The sequence below is a fragment of the Streptomyces sp. NPDC002825 genome (assembly GCF_040295385.1).
GTDB lineage: Bacteria > Actinomycetota > Actinomycetes > Streptomycetales > Streptomycetaceae > Streptomyces.
Map to the genome: position 1 here is coordinate 1 of NZ_JBEOVH010000007.1, position 26,027 is coordinate 26,027.

Below are 26,027 nucleotides of genomic sequence, written 5' to 3' on the forward strand. Positions count from 1 at the left end.
CGGCTGACCCGCGGGTCAGCCGTATCGCGCGGTTCCGAACTTCAGGCCCGGGTCTCAGCTCGCCGAGCGTCGCGACGCGTAGCCCGTGTCGTACGACGCGTCCCAGCCGCCGGCCATGACCGTCGCCGCGTGGGCCGCCGAGGCCAGCGTGATGTGACGGTGCCAGCCGCGGAACGATCGGCCCACGAAGTCCCGCAGCCCCGCCCCCTCGCCGACCTCCACGAAGTCCCGCTCCACCCGGCGGCCCAGCTTCGTGATCCGCACCAGCGAACCCACCGGGGAGTTCGTCAGATCGCTGATCCACACCCGGGCAGGGGCCCGCCGCGGGTCGTCCCACTCACCGAGCAGCACCAGCGGACGCATCCGCTCGCCGCCCGGCGCGGGCAGCGCGACCCGCACGGCCGTCGCGAGAGAGGTCCGCGAGGTCCGCGCGCCCGCCACCGTGTCCACCCAGCTCACCGGCCTGCGCAGCCCCTTGAGCGACTCCAGGATCTGCACGGCGGACAGCGGACCCGCGCCGAAGCCCGGCAGGGAACGGTCGGCGATCGCGAGCCGCGAACCCGGGTTGATCCGCGCCACCACCGGCACACCCGCCCCGGCGAGCCGCGTCAGGGCCGCCCGCCCCGCACCGCCCCGGATGTCGAGCAGCACCGGCTTGCGGGTGACGTCGCTCCAGCGGGCCGTGTCCAGCGCCGCCGCGACCGCGCACTCCTCGAGCGTCTCCTCGCCGGCCTCCTGCGGAACCTCCGCGCGGTCGCGCCGCGTACGGTCGTTCACCCAGGGATCCGGCAGGAACAGCCGCCAGTTGACCGGCACGCTCAGCTCGTCGCTCGCGAACCACACCCCGAACGCCTGCTGCCCGTGGAAGACCTGCCCGCGCTCCGGGTCGAACCTCCGGTCCACGCCCACCGAGTGCTCCCCGGCCTTCGGGATGGGCATCGGCCGCACCACCCACGCCTGCGGGCAGCTGTTCCGCTCCAGGTACTTGGCGAGCGCGGCCCGCATCGGCTGCCAGTCCCAGGTGGAGCTGGACACGAAGTGGTGCAGGCTCTGCTCGGCCGCGGGACCGCCGATCTGCGCGGCGATGTTGCGGATCGACTTGCGGCCCTGCGCCGTGAGCAGACCGTGCAGGTACTGCTCGGCCTTCAGCCGCTGGTCGCGGCGCGGGAAGCCGGAGAACAGCGCGGCACACAGCTCGGCGTAGACGTCCTCGCGCGAATCGGCCGCGCCGCCGGAGGACCTGACGACGCCCAGGGGCACGGCCGGGGCTACGGCCCCGGTGGCGGCCCTGCGCTTGGTTGCGACGGATGTACTCACGACACTCCTGCCCGAAGGTTGCGCAGCTCCCTCCCGCTGCTCCACCACCCTCGCCCGCCCCCGCCCGCCGGGACGAGGTGTACCCGGCACCCGAAATGGATTCCTGATGGTGGCCGGACCACCTCCCCCTCCGTCCGCGCAGGTCAGAGCCCCCGCCGGCGCCCTGGCACGGACCCCCGTCATGGGCTCCCGCAATACCCCCGGGGCACCTGGCGAATACCCCGCGGGGGGATCTGACAGACTCACCGGCCCGGCTTTGACCCGTCGCACGGCGTGGCCGGACCATCGCAGAGCGAGGCTGCACGGGCCGGACCCCGGTTAATGCCCCAGGCCGGGGACCGTGCCTGTGCGCCTCGCCTCGCGCCACCGGCGCCCGCCGGGACCCTTGGGGCCTGTCCGGCGGATCATGGCCGGGTCCGCGGGACAGGCCCTAACCTGGGGCGCATGGCGCTGCGGAGAGAACTGCCGGTCGTCGCGGTGATCGCCGCCGGCGGCGCCCTCGGCGCGTCCGCACGCTACGGCGCCTCGCTCGCCTGGCCCACCCCCGACGGCGCCTTCCCCTGGACGGTCCTCACCGTCAACGCCTGCGGCTGCGCGCTCCTCGGCGTCCTCATGGTCCTGCTCACCGAGACCACGACCGCCCCGCACCCGCTGCTCCGGCCCTTCCTCGGCACCGGCTTCTGCGGCGGGTTCACCACCTTCTCGACGTACAGCCTGGACACCCAGCGCCTGCTGGGCGCGGGCGACCCGACACGGGGCCTCCTCTATCTGGGCGGGACCCTGCTCACCGCCCTCGCCGCCGTCTGGGCGGGCGTCACCGCGGCCCGGGCGCTCGTACGGAGAGGGGGGCGGCACGCGTGAACTGGCTGCTCGTCGTGGCGGGAGCCGCCGTCGGCGCACCCCTGCGCTACCTCACCGACCGCGCGGTCCAGGCACGCCACGACTCGGTCTTCCCGTGGGGCACCTTCACGGTCAACGTCGTGGGCTCGTTCGTCCTCGGACTGCTGACCGGCGTCACCTCGGCGCAGGCGCACCTGCTGCTCGGCACGGGCCTGTGCGGGGCGCTGACGACGTACTCCACCTTCTCGTACGAGACGTTCCGGCTGTACGAGAACGGGGCGAAGGGCTACGCGGCGCTGAACGCGGCCGGGAGCCTGGCCGCCGGACTCGGAGCCGTATGGCTGGGAGTGGAGACGGCGACCAGGCTGTGGTGACCGCTACGCGGTGAGGCCGGACCGTGGTGCCTGCTAGGCGGTGATCCAGTCGCTGGTCGCGATCACCGGCTGGACGCCCTGACGGTGGACGGTGCCCTCGATCAGGCCGTACATGCGGTCGGCCGCGAAGTACACCTCGTTGTCGTTCTTCAGCCCGAACGGCTCCAGGTCGACCAGGAAGTGATGCTTGTTCGGCAGGTTGAGCCGGACCTCGTTGACCGTGGAGACATGGTCGAGGACCCGGTCCGCCATCGCGTGCAGGGTCTGCTGGAGCGAGTAGCTGTACGTCTCCGCGAACGCCTCCAGCATGTGGCGCCGCACCTTCGCGTACGAGGCGTCCCAGTCGTGCTCCGGATTGCCGGCCGCCGGGGCCGAGTTCGCCCAGCGGGCCGTCACCTTGGTGGCCAGGATGCGGTCGTACGCCTCCTGCAGCGTCGTGTACTCGTCCTTGATGAAGCCGTGGAACTCGGAGTTGGTCGAGTTCATCACCGTCAGCTCCTTCAGACCCGAGAGGACCTGGAGGCCGGTGGTCTCCGAGTACGTGATCTGCGCCGTACGGACCTCCTGCCCCTTGCGCGCGAAGGAGTGCTGCTCCTTGCGGCTCGGCACCGAGATCCGCTCCCAGGCGAACTCCTCGACGCGGATCTGCGCCTCGTGGATCACGGCCTGGGAGCTCACGAAGTGCTTCGCCAGGAGGATGCCGAAGGCCTCGGGGGAGGCGACGCCGTGCTCCTTGGCGAAGGCGTAGACCGTGTTCTTGGTGGTGTCGGTCGGCAGACAGTTGCCGTTGTCACCGGTCAGATGGACATCGCGGTACTCGCCGCGCAGGGCCACCGACACGTTCAGGTCACGGATCTCGTGCCACGCGCCGTCGTTGCCCTTGCGGGTGACCGTGACGATGCGGTTCTCGGCCTTGCCGTACTGGTTCTGGGCGAGGACGTGCTTGCTCATGTGCTGCTCAGCTCCTGCGGGTACGTGGATACGGATATCCCGTACGCCCGGCGTCCAGCACCCTCCGTCGTCCTGGAGGTGCGCTCCCCGCCGTCCGGCCCGTGAACGGCGGACCGCCCCGGGACTGACGAGCATCCCGGTCCGTAGGTGTCGGCTCGAAGATATGTGCACTTCCGGCCACAGGCAATGGGGGAGGGCCCCCGCGTAGGGGAACCGTCAAGACGGGCATTGACGGCGTTAGGGGCACGTCAACGGCGGCGGCGAGTCGCCGGAAAAGCGGTTTTCTCGTCTTGTCCGAGAATCCGTTCTTCCTTCTTCCTGCATCCGGGAGCTCACGATGGCCGACGTGGCCTTCGTCGTCACCACGGTCGCGATCTTCGCACTGGTGGCCTTCATCGCCAAGGGGGTGGCCAAGCTGTGAGTGCCGAGAACATCGTCGGTCTGCTCGTCGCGGCCGCCCTGCTGGTCTACCTCGTCCTCGCCCTCGTCAAGCCGGAGAGGTTCTGAGCACGTGAGTCCGGTTCTTGCTGGAGTGCTCCAGCTTCTGGCGTTGGCCGTCGCTCTGGGGCTGTCGTACCGGCCCCTGGGTGACTACATGGCGAAGGTGTACGCCTCGGAGAGGCACTACCGGCCCGAGAGGTGGATCTACAAGACGATCGGTGCGAACCCGGACGTCGAGATGCGCTGGCCGGCCTATCTGCGCGGGGTGCTGGCCTTCTCCCTGATGAGCGTGCTGTTCCTGTATCTGCTGCAGCGGGTGCAGGGTGCGCTGCCCGGGTCGCTGGGGTTCGTGTCGATCGATCCGGACCAGGCGTTCAACACGGCGGCGTCGTTCGTGGCGAACACGAACTGGCAGTCGTACTACGGCGAGCAGGCCATGGGCCATGTCGTGCAGACCGGTGGCCTGGCGGTGCAGAACTTCGTCTCGGCGGCGGTGGGCATCGCGGTCGCGGTGGCGCTGGTCCGCGGTTTCGCCCGGTCCCGTACCGGTGAGCTGGGCAACTTCTGGGCGGACCTGGTGCGGGGGGTCGTACGGATCCTGCTGCCGATTTCGGTGGTCGGCGCGCTGGTGCTGGTGGCGTGCGGCGCGATCCAGAACTTCTCCGGGATCCACGAGGTCGGCCAGTTCACGGGCGGGTCGCAGCAGTGGAACGGCGGGGCGGTGGCCTCGCAGGAGGTCATCAAGGAGCTGGGCACGAACGGCGGCGGATACTTCAACGCCAACAGTGCCCACCCCTTCGAGAACCCCAACGGGCTCTCCAACCTCTTCGAGATCTACCTGATCCTCGTCATCCCGTTCGCGCTGACCCGCACCTTCGGGCGGATGGTCGGTTCGATCCGGCAGGGCTACGCGATCCTGGCGACGATGGCCACCATCTGGCTCGTCTTCACGGCCCTGATGATGTGGACCGAGTTCGCGGGCAGGGGCCCGGCCTTCGACATCGCCGGCGGCGCGATGGAGGGCAAGGAGACCCGCTTCGGCATCGGCGCATCCGCGATCTTCTCCGTCGCGACCACGCTCACATCCACCGGCGCGGTCAACTCCTTCCACTCCTCCAACACAGGCTTCGGCGGCGGCATCAACCTGCTGGGCATGCAGCTGGGCGAGATCGCGCCCGGCGGTGTCGGTTCCGGCCTGTACGGCATGCTGATCATGGCGATCATCGCGGTGTTCATCGCCGGTCTGATGGTCGGCCGCACGCCGGAGTACCTGGGCAAGAAGATCGGCACCCGCGAGATCAAGTTCGCCGCCTGCTACATCCTGGTCACCCCGGCGCTGGTGCTCGGCTTCACGGCGCTGGCGATGGCCCTGCCGACGCCCGCGAACTCGATGACCAACTCCGGCGCGCACGGCTTCTCCGAGATCCTCTACGCGTACACGTCGGGCGCCAACAACAACGGTTCGGCCTTCGCGGGTCTGAACGCCGACACGCAGTGGTTCAACTCGACCATCGGCATCGCGATGCTGCTGGGCCGGTTCCTGCCGATGGTGTTCGTCCTCGCGCTGGCAGGTTCGCTGGCCGAGCAGACGCCCGTCCCGGAGACGGCGGGCACGCTGCGGACCGAGAAGCCGCTGTTCACCGGCCTGCTCGTCGGCACGATCCTGATCGTCACCGGTCTCACCTACTTCCCGGCCCTCGCTCTTGGCCCGCTCGCCGAAGGACTCGCAGCATGAGCACCCTCACTCCCACCCGGCCCCCGCAGCCAGGGGCGTCCACCGGAAGGCCTGCCGAGACCGGACGCGTCGGCAGTGGTCTGTTCGACCCGAAGCAGCTGGTCAAGTCGTTCCCGGACGCGGTCAGGAAGCTCGACCCGCGGGTGATGGTCAAGTCGCCGGTCATGTTCGTGGTGCTGGTCGGCTCGGTGGTCACCACCGCGCTGGCGTTCAAGAACCCGGGGGACTGGTTCGGCTGGGCGATCACCGCCTGGCTGTGGCTGACAACGATCTTCGCCAACCTCGCCGAGGCCGTGGCCGAGGGCCGGGGCAAGGCCCAGGCCGACACCCTGCGCAAGGCCAAGACCGACACCGTCGCCCGCCGTCTGACGAAGGACGGCAAGGGCGAGGAGCAGGTGCCCGGAACCGAACTCAGGATCGGTGACCTGGTGGTCTGCGAGGCCGGCGACATCATCCCCGGCGACGGTGACGTCGTCGAGGGCGTCGCCTCCGTCGACGAGTCCGCCATCACCGGCGAGTCGGCCCCGGTGATCCGGGAGTCCGGCGGCGACCGGTGCGCGGTCACCGGCGGTACGAAGGTGCTGTCCGACCGGGTCGTCATCAAGATCACGACGAAGCCGGGCGAGACGTTCATCGACCGGATGATCAACCTGGTCGAGGGCGCGGCCCGGCAGAAGACGCCCAACGAGATCGCCCTCAACATCCTGCTGGCGTCCCTCACCATCGTCTTCCTGCTCGCGGTGGTCACGCTGAAGCCGTTCGCGATCTACGCGGGCGCCGACAAGCAGACCTCGATGATCGTCCTGACGGCCCTGCTGGTCTGCCTGATCCCGACCACCATCGGGGCCCTGCTCTCCGCGATCGGCATCGCGGGCATGGACCGGCTGGTGCAGCGCAACGTGCTCGCGATGTCCGGCCGGGCGGTGGAGGCGGCCGGTGACGTCTCCACGCTGCTGCTCGACAAGACGGGCACGATCACGCTCGGCAACCGGCAGGCCTCCGAGTTCGTCCCGGTCAAGGGGACCACGGCCGCCGAGGTCGCCGACGCCGCCCAGCTCTCCTCGCTCGCCGACGAGACCCCCGAGGGCCGCTCGATCGTGGTCCTGGCCAAGGAGAAGTACGGGCTGCGCGAGCGCCACCAGGGCGAGCTGAGCCACGCCACCTGGATCGAGTTCACCGCCCAGACCCGCATGTCGGGCGTGGACGTCGACGGGCGCAAGGTCCGCAAGGGAGCGACCGGTTCGGTCGTGGCATGGGTGGAGGAGCGCGGTGGCGAGGTCACCAAGGATGCCCAGCAGCTCACCGACGCCATTGCGCAGGCTGGTGGCACGCCACTGCTTGTGGCGGTGGAGGACGCGGACGGGGCACGGGTCCTCGGCGTCATCCACCTGAAGGACGTGGTGAAGGAGGGCATGCGGGAGCGGTTCGACGAGCTGCGCCGCATGGGCATCAAGACGGTCATGATCACGGGTGACAACCCGCTGACCGCGAAGGCCATCGCCGAGGAGGCGGGTGTCGACGACTTCCTCGCCGAGGCCACGCCCGAGGACAAGATGGCCCTCATCAAGCGCGAGCAGGCCGGCGGGAAGCTGGTCGCGATGACCGGCGACGGCACGAACGACGCCCCCGCCCTCGCGCAGGCCGACGTCGGTGTCGCGATGAACACGGGCACGTCGGCCGCCAAGGAGGCCGGCAACATGGTCGACCTCGACTCCAACCCGACCAAGCTCATCGAGATCGTCGAGATCGGCAAGCAGCTCCTCATCACCCGCGGCGCGCTGACGACGTTCTCGATCGCCAACGACGTGGCGAAGTACTTCGCGATCATCCCCGCGATGTTCGCGGTCGCCTACCCGTCGCTGGACAAGCTGAACATCATGGGCCTGGCCTCGCCGGAGTCCGCGATCCTGTCCGCCGTCATCTTCAACGCGCTGATCATCGTGGCCCTCGTGCCGCTCGCCCTCAAGGGCGTGCGCTACCGGCCCTCCAGTGCCGACTCGATGCTCCGCCGGAACCTCGGGATCTACGGTCTGGGCGGTCTGATCGCCCCGTTCATCGGCATCAAGCTCATCGACCTCCTCATCTCCCTCATCCCCGGAATCGGCTGACCGATCATGAACAACTCCGTAGGAAACGCAGGACGGTTGCTGTGGGCCGGACTCCGCGCCCTCCTGGTCCTGACCGTGCTCACCGGCGTGCTCTACCCGCTCGCCGTCACCGCGATCGCCCAAGTGGCCTTCCCCGGCAAGGCGAACGGCTCCGAGGTGAAGGACGCGAGCGGCAAGGTCGTCGGCTCCGCACTCATCGGCCAGACCTACCTGGCCGGTGGCAAGCCGGACCTGAAGTGGTTCCAGCCCCGTCCCTCCAACGGCCTGGGCGCCAACAGCGTCAACACCCGGTACAAGCTGATCCTCTCCGGCGCCACGAACCGCTCCGGTGACAACGCCGATCTGATCCGGTGGGTGAAGGACGCCAAGGCGGCCGTCGTCAAGGACAACTCGGTGGCCGGCCACACCGTCGAGCCCTCCGACGTCCCCGCCGACGCCGTCACCTCCTCCGGCTCCGGCCTGGACCCGCACATCTCCCCGGCGTACGCGAAGCTCCAGGTCCACCGGGTCGCCGAGAAGAACCACCTCCCCGTCGCCCGGGTCGACAAGCTCGTCGCCGACCACACCGACGACCGCATCCTCGGCTTCATCGGCGAACCCCGCGTCAACGTCCTCGAACTGAACACCGCGCTCAGGGAACTGGTGGCAGGTCAGTAGGCCATCACCCGGGACTCGACCGTCGGCAGCCCCTTGACCCACCAGTGGTCGTAGCGGCGGTAGACGTGCGGGTCCCGGGCCGCGATCAGCCGCCCGAGCGACTCGGCCTCGGCGGCGAGGGCCTCCCACGCCCCGGCCGGGAGCGGGTGGAAGGCCGAGGCCTCGATCCCGCCCTCGACCGGTCGCCAGACCCCGGCCACGTACCCGTCGACGAGGAGCGTCGGGAGCGTGTCGCCGTTCACGCGGATGACGTGCTTGCGGTACTCGGGCGGGATGACCCGGCTGCGGTCGGCGTAGGCCAGCAGGACGCTGTCCCACATCGCCATCAGGCGGGGCGGTGCCGGGACGTCCTCGTCGGGCCGATCCGCCCCGGGTACGTCGTACAGCACGGTTCCGTCCGGCCCCTCCAGGCGGTCGAGCTCGCCCTCCAGGGCCTTCACCGCCTCCCGTACCAGGCCGCGGGGTGCCGTCGTGAACTGCGCCATGTCCGGTATGGACGCCGGGCCGAAGCCCTCCAGGTAGCGCCGGAGCAGGGCGGCGAGGCCGGCGGCGGAGGCCTCCGGGTCCCGGAGCACCGGCAGTTCGCTCGCCGTGACGAAGGACTGCGCGGTGCCGAACGACCACGGCGGGCCGGTCGGTGCGTGCCACAGCGGGGCGTACTGGCGGACCATCCGCCAGACCACGTTCTCCACGGGCCCGCCCCGGCCCTCCTCGATGTGCTGCTTGAGCTCGGCCCCGGTCCGCGCGCTCCCGGCGTACGCCAGGAGGCCGGGCAGCAGCGCGTCGGCGTCGGCGGCCGTGAACCCCGCCTTCGTGAACCGGGGATCGTGCAGCCGCGAGCCGCGCAGCGTCGGCTCCATGGCCTCCCGGAAGGCCCGGTAGTCCTCGGCGTGCACCAGGTGCAGCGTGAGCCGCATCAGCGTCGACCTGACCAACTCGAAGCCGGAGACGGCCCCGTCGAGACGGTCCGGGTCGAAGCCTTCGACCCTGTTCCACAGCGCCACGTACGGCGAACCCGGGTGCTGGGCCTGGAGGCCCACCACCCGCCGTACCGCGTCCGCGACACCGAGCGGCGCGCGCTCCAGGAGCAACTGGCGGTGCAGAGTCGAGCGGTTGAGGGCGCGCGCGGAGATGACCATGGCGGGATTCTCCCTCCCCGCCCCCATGGAAACGCAACGTAATGTCATGGCCATGGGATCCGCGCCGCCGCACCTGCCGACCCGCCCACGCCCGTCGGGAGAACGGGACGCGACGGCGGCCTCCGCCCCGACCCGGGGCGCGTCGCGGGCCGGTGGCAGGGGCCCGGCCCTCACCGCCCACTGCTTCCTCGTCTGCGCCGCCCTCGGCCTCCAGTCCTGGACGGCCCTGCGGGCCACGGGCTTCGACCTCGGCATCTTCGACCAGGCCGTGCGGGCGTACGCGCACCTCGAACTGCCGAGGTCGCCCATCAAGAACGTCCACCACGAGTTCCCGCCCGGCTTCTCGCTCCTCGGCGACCACTTCACCCCCGCGCTCGCCCTCCTCGCCCCGCTGTACTGGCTCTGGGACGACCCGAGGACGCTGATCCTCGCCCAGGCAGGGCTGTTCGCTGCGGGCGTGCCGGCGGTCCGCCGCATCGCCCGGCACGCCTTCGCGGGCGCGGAACCCGTGGTCGTACGCCGGGCCGCCGACCTCGGCGGACTCGTGTACGCCCTCGGCTGGCCGCTCCTCGACTCCGCCTACAACGGCTTCCACGAGGTCGCCTTCGCGGTGCCCTCCGCCCTCCTCATGCTGGAACGCGGCCTGGCCCAGAGGTACGGCGCGGCCGCCTTCTGGGCCGCCCTGCTCTGCACGGCCAAGGAGGACATGGGCCTCGTCGTCGGCGCGTACGGCCTCGTCCTCGCCGTCCGCGCCCACCGCGCCGGCCACCGCTCGGGCCGCGCCACGGGGATCGCGCTGGCCCTGGCGGGACCGCTGGTGTCGGCGCTCGCGATCTGCTGGTTCCTCCCCGCCATGGGCGGCCCCGAGGGCTACTACTGGTCGTACGGACGCCTCGGCGCCGACCCGGGGGACGCCCTGGCCCACGTCCTCAGCGCCCCCCGGGTGCTGCTCCAGGTCGCCGTCACCCCCTTCGTCAAGGTCGCCATGGTGGCCTGGATCCTGGGCACCCTCGCCCTGCTCCCGCTGGGCTCCCCGACCTTCCTGCTCGCCGTCCCCCTCCTCGCGGAACGCGTCCTCTCCGACAACCCCAACCACTGGCCGGTGATCAACCACTACGACGCCTTCCTGTGGCCGATCCTGCTCACGGCGGCCGTGGAGACCCTCGCCAGGCTGCACGAGCGCCGCCGAGGCATACGGCTCTGGGCGGTCGCCGCGCTCGCCCTGTCCTCCGTCGCGGCCGTCGTCCTGGGCCTGAACCTCCTCGTCCGCCCGGATTCCTGGCGGCCCTCCCCGGACAAACGGCCCCTCGCCACGGCCGCCGCGCTCATCCCCGACGGGGCGACGGTCGAGGCCGACAACACCATCGCGCCCCGGCTGACCGCCCGTACGGAGGTGGTCATCGCCGACCGGACACCACGCGGCGCCGACTGGGTCCTCCTCCGGGTGAACGACCGCACCTTCCCCTTCGCCTCCCCGGAGGAACAGAGGCAGCGGATCGACCTCCTCCTCGCCCACGGCTACACCACGGCCTGGCAGCAGGACGGCACGGTCCTCCTCCACCGCACGGACGACGTACCGATCCCCGGCATGCACCGCCCGGGCCCGGACAGCACCCCCGTCCGGGAGGCCGTCCCGGAGGACGTGGGCGCGAACCTGCTGCTGCGGTAGGACCTTTCGGCGGTCCCGGTAGCGAACCCGCGGCTGTGGTGCAGGCTTTCGGCTGCTCCTGCGGCAGGCCCCGTCCCGTTCCGTCCGGTTCACCGGGGCCACGTCCGCGAGTCACGCCGTCCTCACCCGCGCTCGTGAGCATCGGCGCATGACCTTCCTGCCTCGGGCCACGCGCCCGGCCGCCGTCGGCTCCGCCGTCGCCCTCGCCGTCGCCGCCGCACTCCTCGCCCCGACCACGCCGGCGTACGCGGCGGCCAACGCCGTCCCGACGTACGAGGTGAAGATCAACCTCACCACGGCGGCCCTCGACGCGAGCTTCGCCCCGAGCACGGCGGTCAAGTCCGCCTTCGGGATCACCGGTTCGGCCAAGGCCCGCTCGTACAGCTACTACGACACCGACGCGCTCGCGCTCGACGCCCAGGGCTGGAGCGTCCGCCTCCGCCACAAGAGCGGTTCGTCGTTCGAGGAGACGTACAAGAAGCGGTTCCCCGTGACGAACGGCGACATCGACGCCGCGCTCACCACGGCCAACGCCGCCGGCTTCGACAGCGGTGACACCAACTACGACGCCGAGGTCGACTGGGGCTACGCCAAGCAGACCCTGAGCTTCTCCAACGAGAAGTCCCACAGCTCCAGCGGCTACTCCGGCACCGCGATGCCCACGAGCACCACCGGCCGCACCTGGCTCGTCAACGACATCCCCGGCAAGCTGGAGAACTGGGGCAGCGCCGGCTGGGGCAGGACCACCCTCCAGGCCTCGCGCGCCCACGGCCCGGTGACCTCCAAGGTGTACGGGGGTGCCTGGGGACCCTCCAGCGACGCGAGCATCGAGGTGCTGCCGGTCGTCGGCGCGGGCGGGACGGGCACGGAGTACGTCGTCGAGCTGTCGTTCAAGACCGACTCGTACGCCGACGCGGCCGACCTGCACGCGGACGCCATCGCCGTCGCCGAGGCCAACGGCTGGCTCTACCACGGCGACATCCTCAAGACACAGCTCATCCTCGACCGTTACTAGGGCGGAGGACGTACGAGGGCGGACCGCGCGTTCACCCAGGACTCGCTCGGGCGTTGCGAACACGTCGCCCGGCGTTGTGTGAAGGACTGGACCATGAGGCCGCCCTCACCGGCGACTTTTCCATGTACTCCAGGGAGTTCACATGCATCCGCTGAGCGCGCGTCTCCTGCGCCGGCCCGCCCTCGTCGTCCTGCCGCTCTCCGCCGCGCTCGCCTGCTCGGTGGTCGTGGGCACGGCCGACGCCACGCCGGCGCACCACGGCGGCCCCGCCGCCCGGACCGTCTCCACCTCGACCCTCCCCGACATCCCGCTGGCCGGCTTCAGCAACGCCCTGCTGCCGGGCAGCGTCGCCGACGACCGGGGCGTCGACCTCGGCGGCATCGGCAGCGACCTCTACCCGGCCGGCCGGCGCGGCGAGTACTGGACCGTCACCGACCGCGGCCCCAACGGCCAGATATCCGTCGGCAAGGACAAGCGGCGCACCTTCCCCGTGCCCGGCTTCGACCCGGCCATCGTGAAGATCCGCACCGTCGGCGACCGGATCCAGGTCCTGAAGGCCATCCCGCTCACCACGGCCTCCGGCGCCCCCGTGACGGGCCTGCCGAACCAGCCGGGCCGCGACGAGGCCCCGTACACCTTCGACGCCTCCACCCCGCTCCCGTACAACCCGAACGGCCTGGACACCGAGGGTCTCGTCCGGGACCGGGACGGCAGCTTCTGGCTGGTCGACGAGTACGGGCCCTCGCTGGTGCACGTCTCCGCGAAGGGCCGGGTCCTCGCCCGCCACGTACCGAAGGGCCTCGGCCTGACCGGCACCGACTACCCGGTCGTCGAGTCGCTGCCGTCGATCTTCCTCCAGCGCAAGACCAACCGCGGCTTCGAGGGCCTCGCGCTGCTGCCCGACGGCGACCTCGTCCTCGGCCTGCAGAGCCCCCTGCTCAACCCCGACAAGGTCTCCGGGGAGAACTCGCGCACGACCAGGCTCCTGCGCTTCTCGCCCCGCGAGAACCGGGTCACCGCCGAGTACGCCTACCGCTTCGACACCGTCGACGCCGTCGAGCCCGGCCAGACCAAGACCTCCGAACTGAAGCTCTCCGCGCTCGTCGCCGTCGGCGGCGACCGCCTCCTCGTGCAGGAGCGCACCGACAAGGCCGCCCGCCTCTACGAGGTCCGCCTCCGCCGCGGCTCCGACATCCTCGGCTCGGCCTGGGACACGGCGGCGGGGCCCACCCTGGAGCAGCTCGACGACGCGGCGGCGGCCGAGGTGCCGGTGCTCGGCAAGCGGCTCGTGATCGACCTCAACACCGTCGAGGGCGTGCCCGGGAAGATCGAGGGCGTCGCCGTCGAGGGCTCCTCGACGCTCGTCCTGCTCAACGACAACGACTTCGGGATGACGGACGGCCCGGAGGCCTTCGACGCGAACGGCCGTCTCGTCGACAGCGGCGTGGAGACCACTCTCGTACGGGTCAGGCTGGACCGCCCCGTCCGCTGACGGCCGTGCCCAGCGGATTCGCCATGGGTACGTAGCGGGCGTCGGCGCCGTCCACGTCGAGCCAGCGCAGGAGCAGGTTGGTCTTGGCGGGCACGTACGGCGAGCCGAGCAGCTCGGTGACCTCCGCCGGGCCGCCGTGCTCCGCCGCGTACCCGGCGAACACCGCCCGCGCCCGCGGCCACAGCTCGCCGGCGAGCTCCGGATGGCGGTCGGTGAGCGCGCCGACGATCTCGGAGAGGTTGTTCGTCACCAGGCAGTACGCGAGCCGCTCCCAGCCGTGCGCCGCGTCGAGGACCGGGGCCGGCCCCCGCGCCGCGTACCGGTCCAGGAGGTCGCGGTGCCGCTCGGCGACGATCCGTATCCCCTCGTGGTCGCGGAAGACCACCTGCGCGGGGAGGCCGGCGGAGTCCACGCCGACGAGGGCGTTCTGCAGATGGCACTCCAGGACCAGGCCGTGCGCCCGCCAGGCGTGCAGCACCGGCGGCACCAGCTGGTCGAGATAGCGCTGCCACCAGACGAGGGCCCGCTCGGCGGTCAGTCCGTCGAGCGGGTTCCCGGGGAAGCCCTCGCCGATGCCCGCAGCGAGCAGCGGTGTCACCCCGGGCAGCAGATGCGGCCGCAGACCCTCGCGGGCGATCACCGCGAAGCCCTCGTAGGCGTGCTGTCCGCCGAGGTCGGCGGTGCGGTAGCCCAGGTCGGCGAGGAAGCTCGCGGTGGGGAGGGGTTCGAAGACGGGCTCGAGGAGCTCGCCGACCGTCCGCAGCCAGAGGAGGTCGCGCAGCTCGAGGCGGCGGTTTCCGTTGGTGATCTGCACGTCGAGGCTGAACTTGCAGAAGGTGTCGGTCTCGGGGAGGTACACGGTCCGCACCGACGAGGTCGCGACGGCGTGCCCCGCGCCCGGCGCACTGGGGCCCAGCCGGAGCAGCCGGCCGTCGCGGAAGGCCGGCAGGTCGCCCAGGAGTTCGAGCTCCCAGGGGTGGATGGGAAGAGGGACGTAACCGTCGGGGGCCGTCGTCCCCAGCGCGTCCAGGGGGGACAGGTCGCCGTCCTCCGCGACGGCATCGGCACGGACGCCGAGGAGCTCCAGCGGGAAGCGGGCGTACGCCTCGGGCGCGTACGGCAGCCAGCTCTCCGGGGCGCCCGTGCCCCGGGCCTTGGGCGCGGGGTGGTAGCGGTGCCCGGCGAGCAGGGCCTGTTCGGACCGCAGGTACGGGTCCTCCGGCGGGCGGGCGGACGCGCGCGCGTGCTCGAGCGCGGCGACGACGTCCCGGCTGTCGGTCATCTCGCGGACGACGGTCCGGTTGGTGACGCCGGTGCGGCGGGCGAGCTCGTCGGCGGTCAGCGCCACGAGGGCGTCGAAGGTGAGCGGGAGCCAGCCGCCGTCGGTCCGGACACAGGGCTCGGTGGGCCGCCGCCCGGCCCGCACCCGCAGCAGACGGCCGGTGGCGGGGAGCCGGTGGATGACGTGGTCGGCGGGGTCGGGGTCCGGTCCGGTCTCGGGGGCTGTTCCCGTCTCGGCGTCGGAGGCTGTTCCGGTCTCGGCGTCGGGGGCTGTTCCGGTCTCGGCGATCTCCCGGATCAGGCAGTTGAGGAGGGCGGTGGCCGACAGGGCGTCGGCCCGGCCCTTGGCTTCACTCACGACAGCGCCTTCCACCCGTGCCCCGGCGGGTCGTCCACCGGTAGGGACATCCTGCGCAGGGTAGTGAGCCTTCATGCACTCCACTCCGGATCACGATACGAGCGCTCATGACGGACCGCGCGCCCCCGAGCCGGTCTGCGGTGCCGAGCCCTCGCACGGCGCCGACGGGGCCTCCGGTGCCGAGGTCTCGATCGGTCGCGGACTGGCGGAGGCCGCTCCCCGGCTGCTCGCCGCCTACCGGCAGGAGCTGGCCCCGGCCCGGGCGGCGGTCCTCGGGCGGCTGTGGCGTGCGCTGCTGCACGAGCCGCTGCCCGGGGTCGCGGCGCGCGACGCGGACACCGGGCGCGTGGAGCTCGCCGACGGCCGGGTCCTGAGCGGGCCGCCCCGGCTCCCGTACGACCTGGCGGTCCCAGGCGAGGACGCGACGGTACGGCTCGACGGCCGCGCCCACGACCACCCGGCGGTCCTCCTCGCCGCGCTGGGACTGCCGGGCGCCGACACGCTCGTCGCCGAACTCGACCACAGCGTCGCGTCTTTGGCGCTGTCCAGGGCGGGCGCGGGTCCGGGTTCGGGTTCGGGCGCGGGTCCGGCTTCGGGTTCGGGCGCGGGCCGGGGCGCCCCCGGCGGCGACGACCCCCTCGCGTACGTCGAGCAGGGCATCGTCGACGGCCACCCGTACCACCCCTGCTGCCGCAGCCGCCCCGGCCTCTCCGTGGCCGAGCAGCTGGCGTACGCGCCCGAGCACCGGCCCGTCGTCCGTCTCGACCTCGTGGCGGTGCCGGCCGGCCGGTGCCGCGTCGTGGGGGAGTGGCCGGACCGGCTGCGGGACGGCGACCGGCTGTTGCTGCCCGTGCATCCCTGGCAGACCGCGCACGTCCTGCCGGGCCTCGGACACGCGCCGTACGTCACCGGGGCGATCCCCGCCCGGCCGCTGATGAGCGTACGGACCCTCGCCCCGCTCGACGGCGGCCCGCACCTGAAGACCGCGCTGAGCACGCGCATGACGAGCGCCGTCCGCGACATCTCGGCGAGCGGGGTGGAGAACAGCGCGCCGCTCTCCGCCCTGCTGGCGCACGTCGTGGCCGACCTGGCGGGCACCTTCCGGATCACCCGCAACCTCGCGGGCGCCTCCGCTCTCGTACGAGGAGAGCCCAGCGCCGACCTGGCCGTGCTGCTCCGCGAGTCACCGTCCGCCGCCGCGCGCCCGCGCGAGGGGGAGACGGTCCTGCCGGTGGCGGCGCTCGCCGCCCGCCCCGCCGGCGACGGACCGCCCCTGATCCGGACCCTTCTGGCGTCCGCCGGCGCTTCCGGCGCCGAGTGGCTGGCCGCCTTCGCGGAGCTCGCGGTCCCGCCGCTCGTCCGCCTCCTGAGCCGGGGCGTCGCGCCCGCCGCCCACGGCCAGAACCTCCTGGTCGTGCTCGACGCGCACGCCCGCCCGCGCCGGCTCGTCTACCGGGACCTCGCCGACGTCCGGCTGAGTCCGAGCCGTCTCGCCCGGAACGGTTTCGACGCCGCCCCCGTGGGCGGGAAGGTGATCGACGACGACCCGGAGGTCCTCCGCAGGATGGTGTTCGGCCACCTCTTCGGGACGACCTTCGGCACCCTGGTCTCCGCCCTCGCCGAGCGCGACCTGGCCGCCGGGACCCACCTCTGGTCGCTCGTCGCGGCCGCCGCCGACCGCGCCTACGACGCCCTCCCCGCCACCCCGGAGAACCGGGCCGACCGCGCGGCCCTCTTCGCTCCGGAACTCCCGGTCAAGGCCCTCACCCTGATGCGCCTGCGGGGCGTGGACGCCGACGCCTGGACCCCGTGCCCGAACCCCCTGGCCCGTACGCCCAAGCCCGGCGGGCGCTGAGGTCCCTGCACGCGGTGGGGCGAGGACGGGCGGCGCAGGAGGCGGAAGCCCCTACGGAAGGGCACCCGTGAGGAGGACGTCCCCGCCCAACCGCACCCCTGAGCCGGACATCCCGGCCCGGATGGTGGCGGGGCTGCCGAGGGAGTCCCCCATGTCGACGGTGATGCGGTCGATGCCGGCGCCGGCGAGGTGGGCGGCGAGGCAGGCGGTGCTGTTGGCGTTGGCGATGTCCTCGGGGACGCCGATCGAGGGGGCGAACATCCGGGCGGCGGCCCGTCCCGAGGGCGACGGCGCGGAGTACACGTAACAGCCCAGGAGCCCGAGGCGGTCGCAGGCGGCGCGTAGCCGCTCCATGTCCGGGGCGAGCGCGGCGAGTACGGCCCGCGAGGTGACCGGGACCAGCAGCCGGGGCCGGCCGACGGAGGCGACCCGGATCCCCGGGCCGAGCGCGTCGGGGCGGATGCCGAGCGCGGTCAGGGCGGGCTCGGACCCCTGGCCCGGCTCCGGCTCGCGCAGCTCCACGGACCCGTACGCGAACTCGGCTTCCACGTACGTCCCTCTCCGTACGGCCCGGGCGGGGAAGGTGCGGCCCGCGACCCGGAGGAGCACCCGGCAGGAGTCGGCGCCCGCGCGTGCGGCGAGGTACCCGAGGGCGGCGATCGTGCCGTGCCCGCAGGAGGGCAACTCCCCGGCGGAGGTGAAGAACCGGAGGGAGAAGAGAGGCAGCCCGTCCTGTTCGGGTCCGGGTGAGACGAACACGGCGTGCGAGGCGCCCGCGGCCCCCGGCAGGCGCCGGCGCTCGTCGTCGCCGAAAAGCCCGTCGTCCAGGACGGCCGTGGGACTGCCGCCCCGACCGTCCCGTACACAGGCGTGGACGACGGTCGGGGACGGCTCTCGGGAGAACATCACGTGACTTCCGTACCCACGGGCGGCCGGGTTCAGAGGCTGCGGGCGGTGATGTCGCCGTAGGAGGTGGTGGCGCGGATGCTGAGCCCGGCGGCGGCGCCGTCGGCGTTCCGGAGGGAGTTGCTGATCCGGCCGTAGGAGGTGCCGGCGTCGAGCGAGGCGGAGACGCCACGGGCGGCGGCGACGTTGATCCCGCCGGCCTCGGTGCGCAGCACGACCGTGCCGCGCAGGGCCTCGTCGATCCGGAGGTCGCCCTTCTGGGTCCTGATCTCGGCGTCCCCGCCGAGCCGCCCGACCGTGATGTCGCCGTCCTGGAGGGTGAGGCGGGCGCACGCGGTCTCGTCGAGCTTGACGGTGGCCTGGGCGCCGTCGAACGTGACGTCGCCGAGCCGCCCGACCCCACGGAGCTCGGCGGCGGCCGCCTTCGCGTCGACCCGGGAGCCGGCGGGCAGCTGGACGGTGACCTCGACGGCCCCGGAGGGACCGAAGTACTGGTTCTTCGCCGGCGGGGCGGTGATCCGCAGCACCCCGTCCGTGAAGGAGACCCCGATCTGCGCGGCCGCCTTCACGTCCCGGCTCTTGGAGGCGTCGGCGGGGAGGACCTCGACCGTGGTGTCGGTCCGGTCGGCGGCGATGAGGCGGATGCGGCCGGCGGGGATGTCGAGGACGGTGGAGACGGGGGCGGTGGTGGCGAACTTCTGCATGGTGCTTCTCCTTGGAGTCGTCGTTTCCGATGAAGGAAAAGCTACGTTGCATTCACGAGTCTGGCAACGCTCAAATTGCACCCATATCCAGTAACTGCAGGTGAGAGTGGCGATTTCATTGCAACGAGAGCAAGGTTAATGCAACGCCCGCCCCCTCCCTCGTTGCAATGGATGAAGGTGAACGCTATGGCGGGCGCGCGAAGGGCGACGGGCCGTCCGCCCCCGGACGGGACCTAGGCCAGGCGGGTCTGCGAAGTCGTGGCCCGGATGCGGCCCTGCCTAGCCTGTGGACGGGTGGCCGAGCGGGCGGGGGCGGCCGCCGTCCGACCTCGACTGTCGGCGTTCGGCAACTCACGTCCCAGGAGGCCGCTTGTGGTGCTGTGGATGCTCAACCACCTGAGTACGTTCGTACTGGCCCTGCTCATCGTCGGTTCGATCGTGCTCGTCGCCGTGGCGGGCAGCGCGCTCGCCCGCCGCCGCTACCCCCGCCTGGCCGAGGGCGAACACAACGAGATGGTCGGCGTCGTGCTCGGCATGTTCGGCGCGATCTACGGGATCATCCTCGCGTTCGTCGTCGTCACCCTGTGGACCCAGCTGGACCACACCCAGACGGTGGTCTCCCAGGAAGCCACCGACATCTCCCTGGTCGTCCGCGCCACCCGCTCCTTCCCGCTCGCCGAACGGGCACGGATCGACGAGGCGGTCGGTGAGTACGTACACGCCGTCGTCGAGGTGCAGTGGCCGAAGATGCGCGAGGGTCGGCCGAGCTTCGCGGTCACGTCCAAGCCGCTCACGGAGATGTACGACGCGCTGCAGGCCTACGACCCGCCCACCGCGCGCGACCAGGCCTTCTACGGGGAGGCCGTCACCCGGCTCAACGACGCGGCCGCCATGCGCCGGGAACGGATCAACATCGCCACGAACGAGCTGCCGGTGCTCCTTCAGGTCCTGGTCTACGGCGGTGCGGTGGTCATCATCCTGCTGACCTTCCTCTACGGCCTGCGCAGTCTGAGGATGCAGTTCCTCTTCGTGGCGACCGTCGCCGGCCTGATCGGCTTCAGCCTCCTCCTGGTCCTGGTCCTCGACCGCCCCTTCGCGGGCGACCTCACGGTGAGCTACCAGCCCTTCAAGGAGTCGTCCCTGTCCCAGTTCTGGCCGCAAGGAGCGCTGGGCGCACCGTGATGCGCCGTGTGTCGGGAGGGCGTCATGCGGTTCGACGCGAAGTGCTTCCGGCGGCCTCCCATGATCCCCGGCGCCCCCTCCGCGGGACCGTTGCACTGTATGGCGGAGCGACGAATCGGTTCGTCCGACCTGGCCGGGTGAAGCAGGGTGACTGGGGCTGGGCCCGGCAGGGCGGGCGGCGGCAGCCTGGGCGGTGCGAGGGCGGGCCGACGACCCGCCCCGCCGAACAGGGAGAACCCCACCATGAAGGCGTTCACGCGTCTTGTCGCCGTTGCCGCCTGTACGGCCGCGGCAGCGCTCGCCGTCGTCCCCACGGCACAGGCGGCGCCCACCGCGAAGGCGGCCTCCGGCTGCCGCTACTACTACACCAGCTACTTCACGGGCCCCAACGGCGAGAAGACCGGCAGCGGCGAGTACGCCGAAGGCGACCACGACCCCGAGGGCCGCATCTGCCGCAACGGCTGGTGGGTGTCCCCGTACGAGCTGGACGACCCGGCGGACCTCATTCGCTGACCCGGCGGTGACGAGGCGGGCCGCTCCGGCGGCCCGCCGCCCTCGCATCCGCATCCTGCGACGGTGTGACCGTGCGGGACGGGGAGCGCGTGGCGGACGGCGACGGCGTTCGACCTCATGGAGGACATGTGATCACCCGTTCGAAGGGCGGGTGATCGTTTTTGCGGCAGGAGGCCCGTGGAGACCACGACATGATCGCGGCGCCCTCGTCGACGGCGAGGGAACTCCTCACCCTGTTTCCGGAGGTGCACCGCCGTGGTCCTCGTCATCGTCGTCGCAGTAGTGGCCCTGCTCGCGGGGCTCGCGGCCAACCGCTGGCTGCGGCCGAGGCTGCTCAAGGAGGACGACGACACGGGCATGGCCGTGAAGGACCTGGTCGGTCCGCTGCTGACCATGACGGTCCTCCTGCTCTCCTTCGTCCTGGTCACGGCCAACGGCTCGTACGGGAAGGCCGAGGTCGCCTCGCGGGGTGAGGCCCGGGCCCTGGACCAGCTCGTGGAGACCGCCGAGTACGCACCCCAGCTGCAGCGGTCGCGGATCCAGGCCGACGCCGTGTGCTACGCCCGCGCCGTACGCGAGCGGGAATGGCCGGCCATGTCGGACGGCCACGGCTCGCCGGCGCCCAGCGTGTGGTCGACCGACTTCCGGGTCACGTTCCGCACCCTGGAGGGCAAGCCGGTCTTCGGCATGCTGATCGCCGCCGACAACAAGCGCTCCGACGAGCGCGAGGAGCGCCTCACGCAGGCGAGCGCGAGCATCCCCAGTGCCATCTTCTGGTTCCTGCTCGCCACGCTCTTCATCACCGTGATGGCCCTCGGCATCTGCCTGCCCCGCAGGAACAACCGCGGCCAGCTGGTCACCCTGACGGTGATCACCGCGCTCCTGACGACGATGCTGATCATCATCCGGGACGTCGACCGGCCCTTCGGCGGCATCGTCGACGTCCAGCCCACGGCGATCACCGAGGTCGAACGGCAGGCGACGCGCGACTTCCTCGCCCACAGCCCGGCAACCGCCCTGCCCTGCGACGACAAGGGCGCCCGCCGCGCCGTCTGAAGGAGCGGCCTCCGGCCCGGAGACGCTGATGCCCGCGCCGACGGTGGACCATTGATCCGAACCGGCCGAATTGGCTCGGACCACCGCGTAGTTGGCCACGTCGTCCCGATGGGGGGCAGGCGGAGCAAAAAAGGACCCTCCCGAAGGAGGGTCCTGATGTTGCGCCCCCGGCAGGACTCGAACCTGCGGCCAAGTGCTTAGAAGGCACCTGCTCTATCCACTGAGCTACGGGGGCCGGGTGGTGGCCGTGTGGCCAGGAGCCCCTGGTGGGTGGGGTGTGCCTGCCGGGACAAGGATAGGGCTCCGATGGCCTTGGCCCGGTTGCTTCACCTGCGTGGCACGATGTGGAGGTTCGGTGAAGCGAACCGATAATCGCAGGCAGGTGCGATTCGCGCAGCGCTTTTCGCGCCGCTCGCGGCGGGTGTTGTGCACTCGTTATGCCCGACCTTCCGGTCACCACCCTTCTCTTCGGCGCGCAGGGTCGCAATACGCTTCAAAAACACTCATAAATTGGGCATTCTTCGCATGTGGTGACCTTGGACGAACGGCCTCAGCTGATCGACGCACTCTCCGCCCTGCGCGACCGAGTCGCGGCCGTGCGTCTCCCACTGCCCCTTCCCGACACGCCCCGCGCCCGCCAGACCCGCTCCGAGTTGCTCGCCCAGCTCGACGACTACCTGGTGCCCCGGCTGAAGGATCCCGACGCGCCGCTCCTCGCCGTCGTCGGCGGATCCACCGGGGCCGGCAAGTCCACCCTGGTCAACTCCCTTGTCGGGCGCCGCGTCAGCGAGGCGGGGGTGCTCAGGCCGACCACCCGGACCCCCGTGCTCGTCTGCCACCCGGAGGACCACCACTGGTTCGCCGGCATGCGCGTCCTCCCGCAGCTCACCCGCGTCTGGCTGCCCCAGGCCGACGAGGACCACCCCGTCGACGAGCCCGCCCCCGAGGAGAACGCGCTCCGCGTCGAGACCGCCTCCTCCCTGCCCCGCGGGCTCGCCCTCCTCGACGCCCCCGACATCGACTCCCTCGTCGTCGAGAACAGGCTCCTCGCCGCCGAGTTGATCTGCGCCGCCGACATCTGGGTGATGGTCACCACCGCCTCGCGGTACGCCGACGCCGTGCCCTGGCACCTGCTCCGTACCGCCAAGGAGTACGACGCCACCCTCGTCACCGTCCTCGACCGCGTCCCCCACCAGGTCATCGGCGAGGTCTCCCGGCAGTACGAGGCACTCCTCGACAAGGCCGGCCTCGGCGACGTGCCCCGGTTCACCATCCCCGAGCTGCCCGAGTCCACGGGCGGCGGCAGCGGACTGCTGCCCGACAGCGCCGTCGCCGCCCTCCGCGGCTGGCTCGCCCACCGCGCCCAGGACCCCGCCGCCCGCCAGCAGGCGGCCGACCGGACCGCCTCCGGCGTCATCGACTCCCTCGACACCCGGCTGCCCGAGCTGGCCGGCGCCGTCGCCGCCCAGTACGCCACCGCCGTCCGCCTCGGCGGCGTCGTCGAGACCGCGTACGGCGAGCAGGGCAAGCGGGTCCGCAAGGAGCTCGGCCGCGGCGCCGTCCTCGCCGGCGACGCCCGCACCCGCTGGCGCGGCTACCCCCGCGACAGCACCGCCGAGGAGCTCCTGGACGCCCTCGCCGAGTCCCTCGCCGCCCTCCTGCACTGCGCGGTCTCCGCCGCCGAGGAGCACGTCCGGGACACCTGGCGCCGCGAACCCGCCTCCGAGCCCCTCGGCCCGCTCCGTACCGGCGGCGACCGCGAGACGGCCGAACGCATCGGCGTGGAGGTGCGCCGCTGGCGCCGCGTGCTCGAAGAGCTCGCCGAGGAAGAGGTACGGAACGTCGAGCGCCCCTCGGGCTCCCGCACCGCCGTCCCCGAGCCCGACACCGTCGCCGCCCTCCTCGCCGCCTCCCTCCTCGGCGGCCGCCGCGCCCGCGCCGCCGGCGAACGCCTCGCCGAACTCCTCGGCGCCCAGGCCGCCCTGCGACTGCGCGACAAGGGCGGCGAACTCGTCCTCTCGTACGTCGACCGCGTCCTCCACGCCGAGCGCGACCGCCGCCTCGCGCCCCTCGACGCGCTCGACGTCACCCCCGAGCCGCAGGCGGAGCTGATCGCCGCGCTCTCCGTACTGCAGAAGGAGAAGTGACGTGCTGGACGACGACCGAGGCCGCGCCCGAGGCGGTGCCCGCGACCCGCGAGACCCCCGTGCCCCCCGTGACCTCCGTGGCGGTGAGGACGGCAGCCGCCAGGGGGGCGGGGGGAGCGGAGGCGGGAGCGATGCGCGCGGTACTGGGCTTGGCCCTGGGCCGGCACACGGCCGGGATCGCGGGCGTGACGGTGAGCGGGATCGTGAGCGTGGGAGGGAGGCCGGCTCTGCGGCCGGTCCGGACGGCCGCCCCGCGTTCGGCGCGGCTCGCGGCCGTGAGCGTGGTCCGGACGGTCGCGCCCCGCTCGGCACGGAGCGCGGTCCCGCGCCCGGTACGGAACGCGGTCGTGAGCATGGTTCCGACGGGCGCCCCGCGTTCGGCCCGGAGCGCCGCCCCCCGCTCGGCCCGGAGTCCGGCCCCGCTCACGGCCACGCGCCCCGTGCGGAGGACGGTCGGCAGCGTTGGGACGACGGGTTGATCGCTCGGCGCGCGGCAGAGCGGGCCGCCGCCGTCGCCGAGGAGAAGGCGCGTGAGCCGCAGGTGCAGGACACCCTGCCGCCCCTCGGCGGCAGCTACGGCGGACCGCTGCGCAGCCGGCTCGACGCGCTCCACGAGCTCGTCGGCCTCTCCCGTACCCGCGTCGAGAGCGAGGCCCTCGCCGAGGCCGGGCGCGTCCTCGACGAGGCGGCCGCCCGCCAGCGGCTCTCCTCCCGGCACACCGTGATCGCCCTCGCCGGCGCCACCGGAAGCGGCAAGTCCACGCTCTTCAACGCCCTCGCCGGCGTCCCCGTCTCCGAGACCGGCCTGCGCCGCCCCACCACCTCCGCGCCCATCGCGCTCAGCTGGTCCGAGGGCGCCGCCGGGCTGCTCGACCGGCTCGCGGTCCCCAGCAGGCTGCGCCGCCGTCCCCTCGCGGGCGGCGCCGCCGACACCGAGCTCCAGGGGCTCGTCCTCGTCGACCTGCCCGACCACGACTCCGCGGTCACCGCCCACCGCGACCAGGTCGACCGGGTCCTCGGTCTCGTCGACGCGGTGATCTGGGTCGTCGACCCCGAGAAGTACGCCGACGCCGCCCTCCACGAGCGCTACCTGCGGCCCCTCGCCGGGCACGCCGAGGTCACCTTCGTCGTCCTCAACCAGATCGACCGGCTCGGCACCGAGGCCGCCGACCTCGTCCTCGACGACCTGCGCCGCCTGCTCGACGAGGACGGCGTGGCGCTCGGCGAGCACGGCGAGCCCGGCGCGACCGTCCTCGCCGTCTCCGCGCTGACCGGCGACGGCGTTCCCGAACTGCGCGAACTCGTCGCCCGTTTCGTCCAGGAACGCACCGCCGCCGAACGCCGCCTCGCCGCCGACGTCGACGCCGCCGCGGCCCGGCTGCGCCCGGCCTACGTCGCCGACGGGCGGGCCGGCCTCGACGAGCGCGCCCGGGACGCCTTCACGGACCGGCTCGCCGTCGCCGTCGGCGCCCAGGCCGCGGGTGAGGCCGCCGAACGCGTCTGGCGCCGGGGCGCCATCCGCGCCTGCGGCACCCCCTGGCTGCGGCTCTACCGCTGGTACGAGCGGCTGCGCGCGCACGGCTCCACCGACCCGCGCCTCGCCTCCCCGGTCGAGGATGAACTGACGGCACGCCAGCGCGTCGAGCAGGCCGTACGGATCGTCGCCGAGGAGGCTTCCCGCGGGCTCCCCGTGCCCTGGGCGCAGGCGGTGCGCGAGGCGGCGGCGCGCGGGGCCGAGGGGCTGCCGGAGGCCCTGGACGAGCTGACGGTCTCCATGGGGGACCCGGCGGCCCGGCCGCCCCGGCCCGCCTGGTGGCCGGCGGCCGTGCTCGCCCAGGCGGTCATGACGCTCCTGCAGATCTTCGGCGCGCTCTGGCTGGTGGCGCAGATCGTCGGAGTCGTCGAGCCGGGCCTGCTGCCGCCGGTCCTCGTGATGCTGGGCGGGATCATCGGCGGTCCGCTGGTCGAATGGGCCTGCGAGAGCGCGGTGAAGGGGCCGGCGCGCCGGTACGGGCAGGAGGCCGAACGCCGGCTGCGGGAGGCGACGGCGGCCTGTGGCCGGGCCCGGGTCCTCGACCCGGTGGCGGCGGAGCTGATGCGCTACCGGGAGGTCCGCGAGCAGTACGCGACGGTGGTCGGCTCACGGCCGTCGGCGGCGGCCCGGGTGGTGGGCGGCAGCCGGCCGGGAACGACGCGGCTGGGTGCGACGAGGGCGGGGGTACGGGGGAGGTAGGAGCCCCGCCGGGCGGCAGGTTTCACCCTTGCGGGTGAGGGAGTTGTGCACCGC

The 26,027-nt window shown here is 72.5% G+C and carries 21 protein-coding genes and 1 tRNA gene; 15 read left to right on the forward strand and 7 right to left on the reverse strand.

Features of this window, described 5'->3' with window-relative positions; translation table 11 throughout:
- Window positions 1-54 precede the first annotated feature (54 nt).
- Window positions 55-1,317 carry an IS701 family transposase gene (locus ABT041_RS11570; protein WP_351182754.1) on the reverse strand — a complete coding sequence of 421 codons (1,263 nt, stop codon included), beginning with the start codon at window positions 1,315-1,317 and terminating at the stop codon, window positions 55-57.
- Window positions 1,318-1,761: 444 nt separating this feature from the next.
- Between ABT041_RS11570 and crcB (ABT041_RS11575) the strand changes: the two genes are divergently transcribed.
- Window positions 1,762-2,178 carry a fluoride efflux transporter CrcB gene (gene crcB, locus ABT041_RS11575; protein ID WP_351182756.1) on the forward strand — a complete coding sequence of 139 codons (417 nt, stop codon included), beginning with the start codon at window positions 1,762-1,764 and terminating at the stop codon, window positions 2,176-2,178.
- Window positions 2,175-2,531, forward strand: a complete 357-nt coding sequence (gene crcB, locus ABT041_RS11580; RefSeq protein WP_351182758.1) for a fluoride efflux transporter CrcB — start codon at window positions 2,175-2,177, stop codon at window positions 2,529-2,531. Before crcB (ABT041_RS11575) ends, crcB (ABT041_RS11580) begins: the two co-directional genes overlap by 4 nt.
- Before the next feature lie 33 nt (window positions 2,532-2,564).
- Here the strand turns inward: crcB (ABT041_RS11580) and pucL are convergent, their stop codons facing one another.
- Window positions 2,565-3,482, reverse strand: coding sequence for a factor-independent urate hydroxylase (pucL, locus tag ABT041_RS11585; RefSeq protein ID WP_351182760.1), 918 nt, complete (start codon window positions 3,480-3,482; stop codon window positions 2,565-2,567).
- Between the two features lie 417 nt (window positions 3,483-3,899).
- Here pucL and kdpF point away from each other — a divergent pair, with 417 nt between their 5' ends.
- From kdpF to ABT041_RS11605, 4 genes are read left to right on the forward strand one after another with little or no spacing between them, the layout of a single operon-like run.
- Window positions 3,900-3,989 (forward strand): K(+)-transporting ATPase subunit F, encoded by a 90-nt coding sequence (gene kdpF / locus ABT041_RS11590; RefSeq protein WP_150264922.1) that lies wholly within the window; start codon window positions 3,900-3,902, stop codon window positions 3,987-3,989.
- Window positions 3,990-3,993: 4 nt separating this feature from the next.
- A complete protein-coding gene (kdpA, locus tag ABT041_RS11595) occupies window positions 3,994-5,658 on the forward strand; it encodes a potassium-transporting ATPase subunit KdpA (RefSeq protein WP_351182762.1) in 1,665 nt (554 codons plus the stop codon).
- Window positions 5,655-7,766 carry a potassium-transporting ATPase subunit KdpB gene (gene kdpB, locus ABT041_RS11600; RefSeq protein ID WP_351182764.1) on the forward strand — a complete coding sequence of 704 codons (2,112 nt, stop codon included), beginning with the start codon at window positions 5,655-5,657 and terminating at the stop codon, window positions 7,764-7,766. Before kdpA ends, kdpB begins: the two co-directional genes overlap by 4 nt.
- Before the next feature lie 6 nt (window positions 7,767-7,772).
- Entirely contained in the window at window positions 7,773-8,423 is a 651-nt protein-coding gene (locus ABT041_RS11605) for a potassium-transporting ATPase subunit C (protein WP_351182766.1), read from the forward strand.
- On the opposite strand, the gene ABT041_RS11610 is transcribed toward ABT041_RS11605, so the two are convergent.
- Window positions 8,417-9,562 carry a winged helix DNA-binding domain-containing protein gene (locus tag ABT041_RS11610; protein WP_351182768.1) on the reverse strand — a complete coding sequence of 382 codons (1,146 nt, stop codon included), beginning with the start codon at window positions 9,560-9,562 and terminating at the stop codon, window positions 8,417-8,419. The two genes, ABT041_RS11605 and ABT041_RS11610, sit on opposite strands and share 7 nt — an antisense overlap.
- A gap of 46 nt (window positions 9,563-9,608) precedes the next feature.
- Between ABT041_RS11610 and ABT041_RS11615 the strand changes: the two genes are divergently transcribed.
- From ABT041_RS11615 to ABT041_RS11625, 3 genes are all read left to right on the forward strand, one after another.
- Window positions 9,609-11,231, forward strand: a complete 1,623-nt coding sequence (locus ABT041_RS11615; RefSeq protein ID WP_351182770.1) for a DUF2079 domain-containing protein — start codon at window positions 9,609-9,611, stop codon at window positions 11,229-11,231.
- Between the two features lie 148 nt (window positions 11,232-11,379).
- On the forward strand, window positions 11,380-12,246 hold the full coding sequence (locus ABT041_RS11620; protein WP_351182772.1) for a hypothetical protein: 867 nt from the start codon (window positions 11,380-11,382) through the stop codon (window positions 12,244-12,246).
- Window positions 12,247-12,388: 142 nt separating this feature from the next.
- A complete protein-coding gene (locus ABT041_RS11625) occupies window positions 12,389-13,738 on the forward strand; it encodes an esterase-like activity of phytase family protein (RefSeq protein ID WP_351182774.1) in 1,350 nt (449 codons plus the stop codon).
- Here the strand turns inward: ABT041_RS11625 and ABT041_RS11630 are convergent.
- The gene (locus ABT041_RS11630) at window positions 13,713-15,377 is read right to left on the reverse strand and encodes an IucA/IucC family protein (protein ID WP_351182776.1); all 1,665 of its coding nucleotides are present in this window, start codon (window positions 15,375-15,377) and stop codon (window positions 13,713-13,715) included. The genes ABT041_RS11625 and ABT041_RS11630 overlap by 26 nt on opposite strands.
- Before the next feature lie 73 nt (window positions 15,378-15,450).
- Between ABT041_RS11630 and ABT041_RS11635 the strand changes: the two genes are divergently transcribed.
- Window positions 15,451-17,232, forward strand: coding sequence for an IucA/IucC family protein (locus ABT041_RS11635; RefSeq protein ID WP_351182778.1), 1,782 nt, complete (start codon window positions 15,451-15,453; stop codon window positions 17,230-17,232).
- Between the two features lie 51 nt (window positions 17,233-17,283).
- Here ABT041_RS11635 and ABT041_RS11640 read toward each other — a convergent pair whose 3' ends face one another.
- On the reverse strand, window positions 17,284-18,138 hold the full coding sequence (locus ABT041_RS11640; RefSeq protein ID WP_351183254.1) for a PhzF family phenazine biosynthesis protein: 855 nt from the start codon (window positions 18,136-18,138) through the stop codon (window positions 17,284-17,286).
- Between the two features lie 32 nt (window positions 18,139-18,170).
- Window positions 18,171-18,842 carry a DUF4097 family beta strand repeat-containing protein gene (locus ABT041_RS11645; RefSeq protein WP_351182780.1) on the reverse strand — a complete coding sequence of 224 codons (672 nt, stop codon included), beginning with the start codon at window positions 18,840-18,842 and terminating at the stop codon, window positions 18,171-18,173.
- Window positions 18,843-19,226: 384 nt separating this feature from the next.
- Between ABT041_RS11645 and ABT041_RS11650 the strand changes: the two genes are divergently transcribed.
- From ABT041_RS11650 to ABT041_RS11660, 3 genes are all read left to right on the forward strand, one after another.
- Entirely contained in the window at window positions 19,227-20,024 is a 798-nt protein-coding gene (locus ABT041_RS11650) for a bestrophin-like domain (protein WP_351182782.1), read from the forward strand.
- A 243-nt stretch (window positions 20,025-20,267) separates the two neighbouring features.
- Window positions 20,268-20,537, forward strand: coding sequence for a hypothetical protein (locus ABT041_RS11655; protein WP_351182784.1), 270 nt, complete (start codon window positions 20,268-20,270; stop codon window positions 20,535-20,537).
- 255 nt (window positions 20,538-20,792) lie between these two features.
- Window positions 20,793-21,593 carry a bestrophin-like domain gene (locus ABT041_RS11660; protein WP_351182785.1) on the forward strand — a complete coding sequence of 267 codons (801 nt, stop codon included), beginning with the start codon at window positions 20,793-20,795 and terminating at the stop codon, window positions 21,591-21,593.
- A 162-nt stretch (window positions 21,594-21,755) separates the two neighbouring features.
- On the opposite strand, the gene ABT041_RS11665 is transcribed toward ABT041_RS11660, so the two are convergent.
- Window positions 21,756-21,828 (reverse strand) — tRNA-Arg (locus tag ABT041_RS11665).
- 301 nt (window positions 21,829-22,129) lie between these two features.
- Between ABT041_RS11665 and ABT041_RS11670 the strand changes: the two genes are divergently transcribed.
- On the forward strand, window positions 22,130-23,740 hold the full coding sequence (locus ABT041_RS11670; RefSeq protein ID WP_351182787.1) for a dynamin family protein: 1,611 nt from the start codon (window positions 22,130-22,132) through the stop codon (window positions 23,738-23,740).
- Between the two features lie 475 nt (window positions 23,741-24,215).
- On the forward strand, window positions 24,216-25,973 hold the full coding sequence (locus tag ABT041_RS11675) for a GTPase (RefSeq protein WP_351182789.1): 1,758 nt from the start codon (window positions 24,216-24,218) through the stop codon (window positions 25,971-25,973).
- Window positions 25,974-26,027: the final 54 nt, after the last annotated feature.

Excerpts from the sequence above, each read along its gene's own strand:
- crcB (WP_351182756.1), top strand. The coding sequence starts at position 1,762 with ATGGCGCTGCGGAGAGAACTGCCGGTCGTCGCGGTGATCGCCGCCGGC.
- pucL (WP_351182760.1), bottom strand. The coding sequence starts at position 3,482 with ATGAGCAAGCACGTCCTCGCCCAGAACCAGTACGGCAAGGCCGAGAAC.
- kdpB (WP_351182764.1), top strand. The coding sequence starts at position 5,655 with ATGAGCACCCTCACTCCCACCCGGCCCCCGCAGCCAGGGGCGTCCACC.
- ABT041_RS11605 (WP_351182766.1), top strand. The coding sequence starts at position 7,773 with ATGAACAACTCCGTAGGAAACGCAGGACGGTTGCTGTGGGCCGGACTC.
- ABT041_RS11610 (WP_351182768.1), bottom strand. The coding sequence starts at position 9,562 with ATGGTCATCTCCGCGCGCGCCCTCAACCGCTCGACTCTGCACCGCCAG.
- ABT041_RS11615 (WP_351182770.1), top strand. The coding sequence starts at position 9,609 with ATGGCCATGGGATCCGCGCCGCCGCACCTGCCGACCCGCCCACGCCCG.
- ABT041_RS11620 (WP_351182772.1), top strand. The coding sequence starts at position 11,380 with ATGACCTTCCTGCCTCGGGCCACGCGCCCGGCCGCCGTCGGCTCCGCC.
- ABT041_RS11625 (WP_351182774.1), top strand. The coding sequence starts at position 12,389 with ATGCATCCGCTGAGCGCGCGTCTCCTGCGCCGGCCCGCCCTCGTCGTC.
- ABT041_RS11635 (WP_351182778.1), top strand. The coding sequence starts at position 15,451 with ATGCACTCCACTCCGGATCACGATACGAGCGCTCATGACGGACCGCGC.
- ABT041_RS11640 (WP_351183254.1), bottom strand. The coding sequence starts at position 18,138 with ATGTTCTCCCGAGAGCCGTCCCCGACCGTCGTCCACGCCTGTGTACGG.
- ABT041_RS11645 (WP_351182780.1), bottom strand. The coding sequence starts at position 18,842 with ATGCAGAAGTTCGCCACCACCGCCCCCGTCTCCACCGTCCTCGACATC.
- ABT041_RS11650 (WP_351182782.1), top strand. The coding sequence starts at position 19,227 with ATGCTCAACCACCTGAGTACGTTCGTACTGGCCCTGCTCATCGTCGGT.
- ABT041_RS11655 (WP_351182784.1), top strand. The coding sequence starts at position 20,268 with ATGAAGGCGTTCACGCGTCTTGTCGCCGTTGCCGCCTGTACGGCCGCG.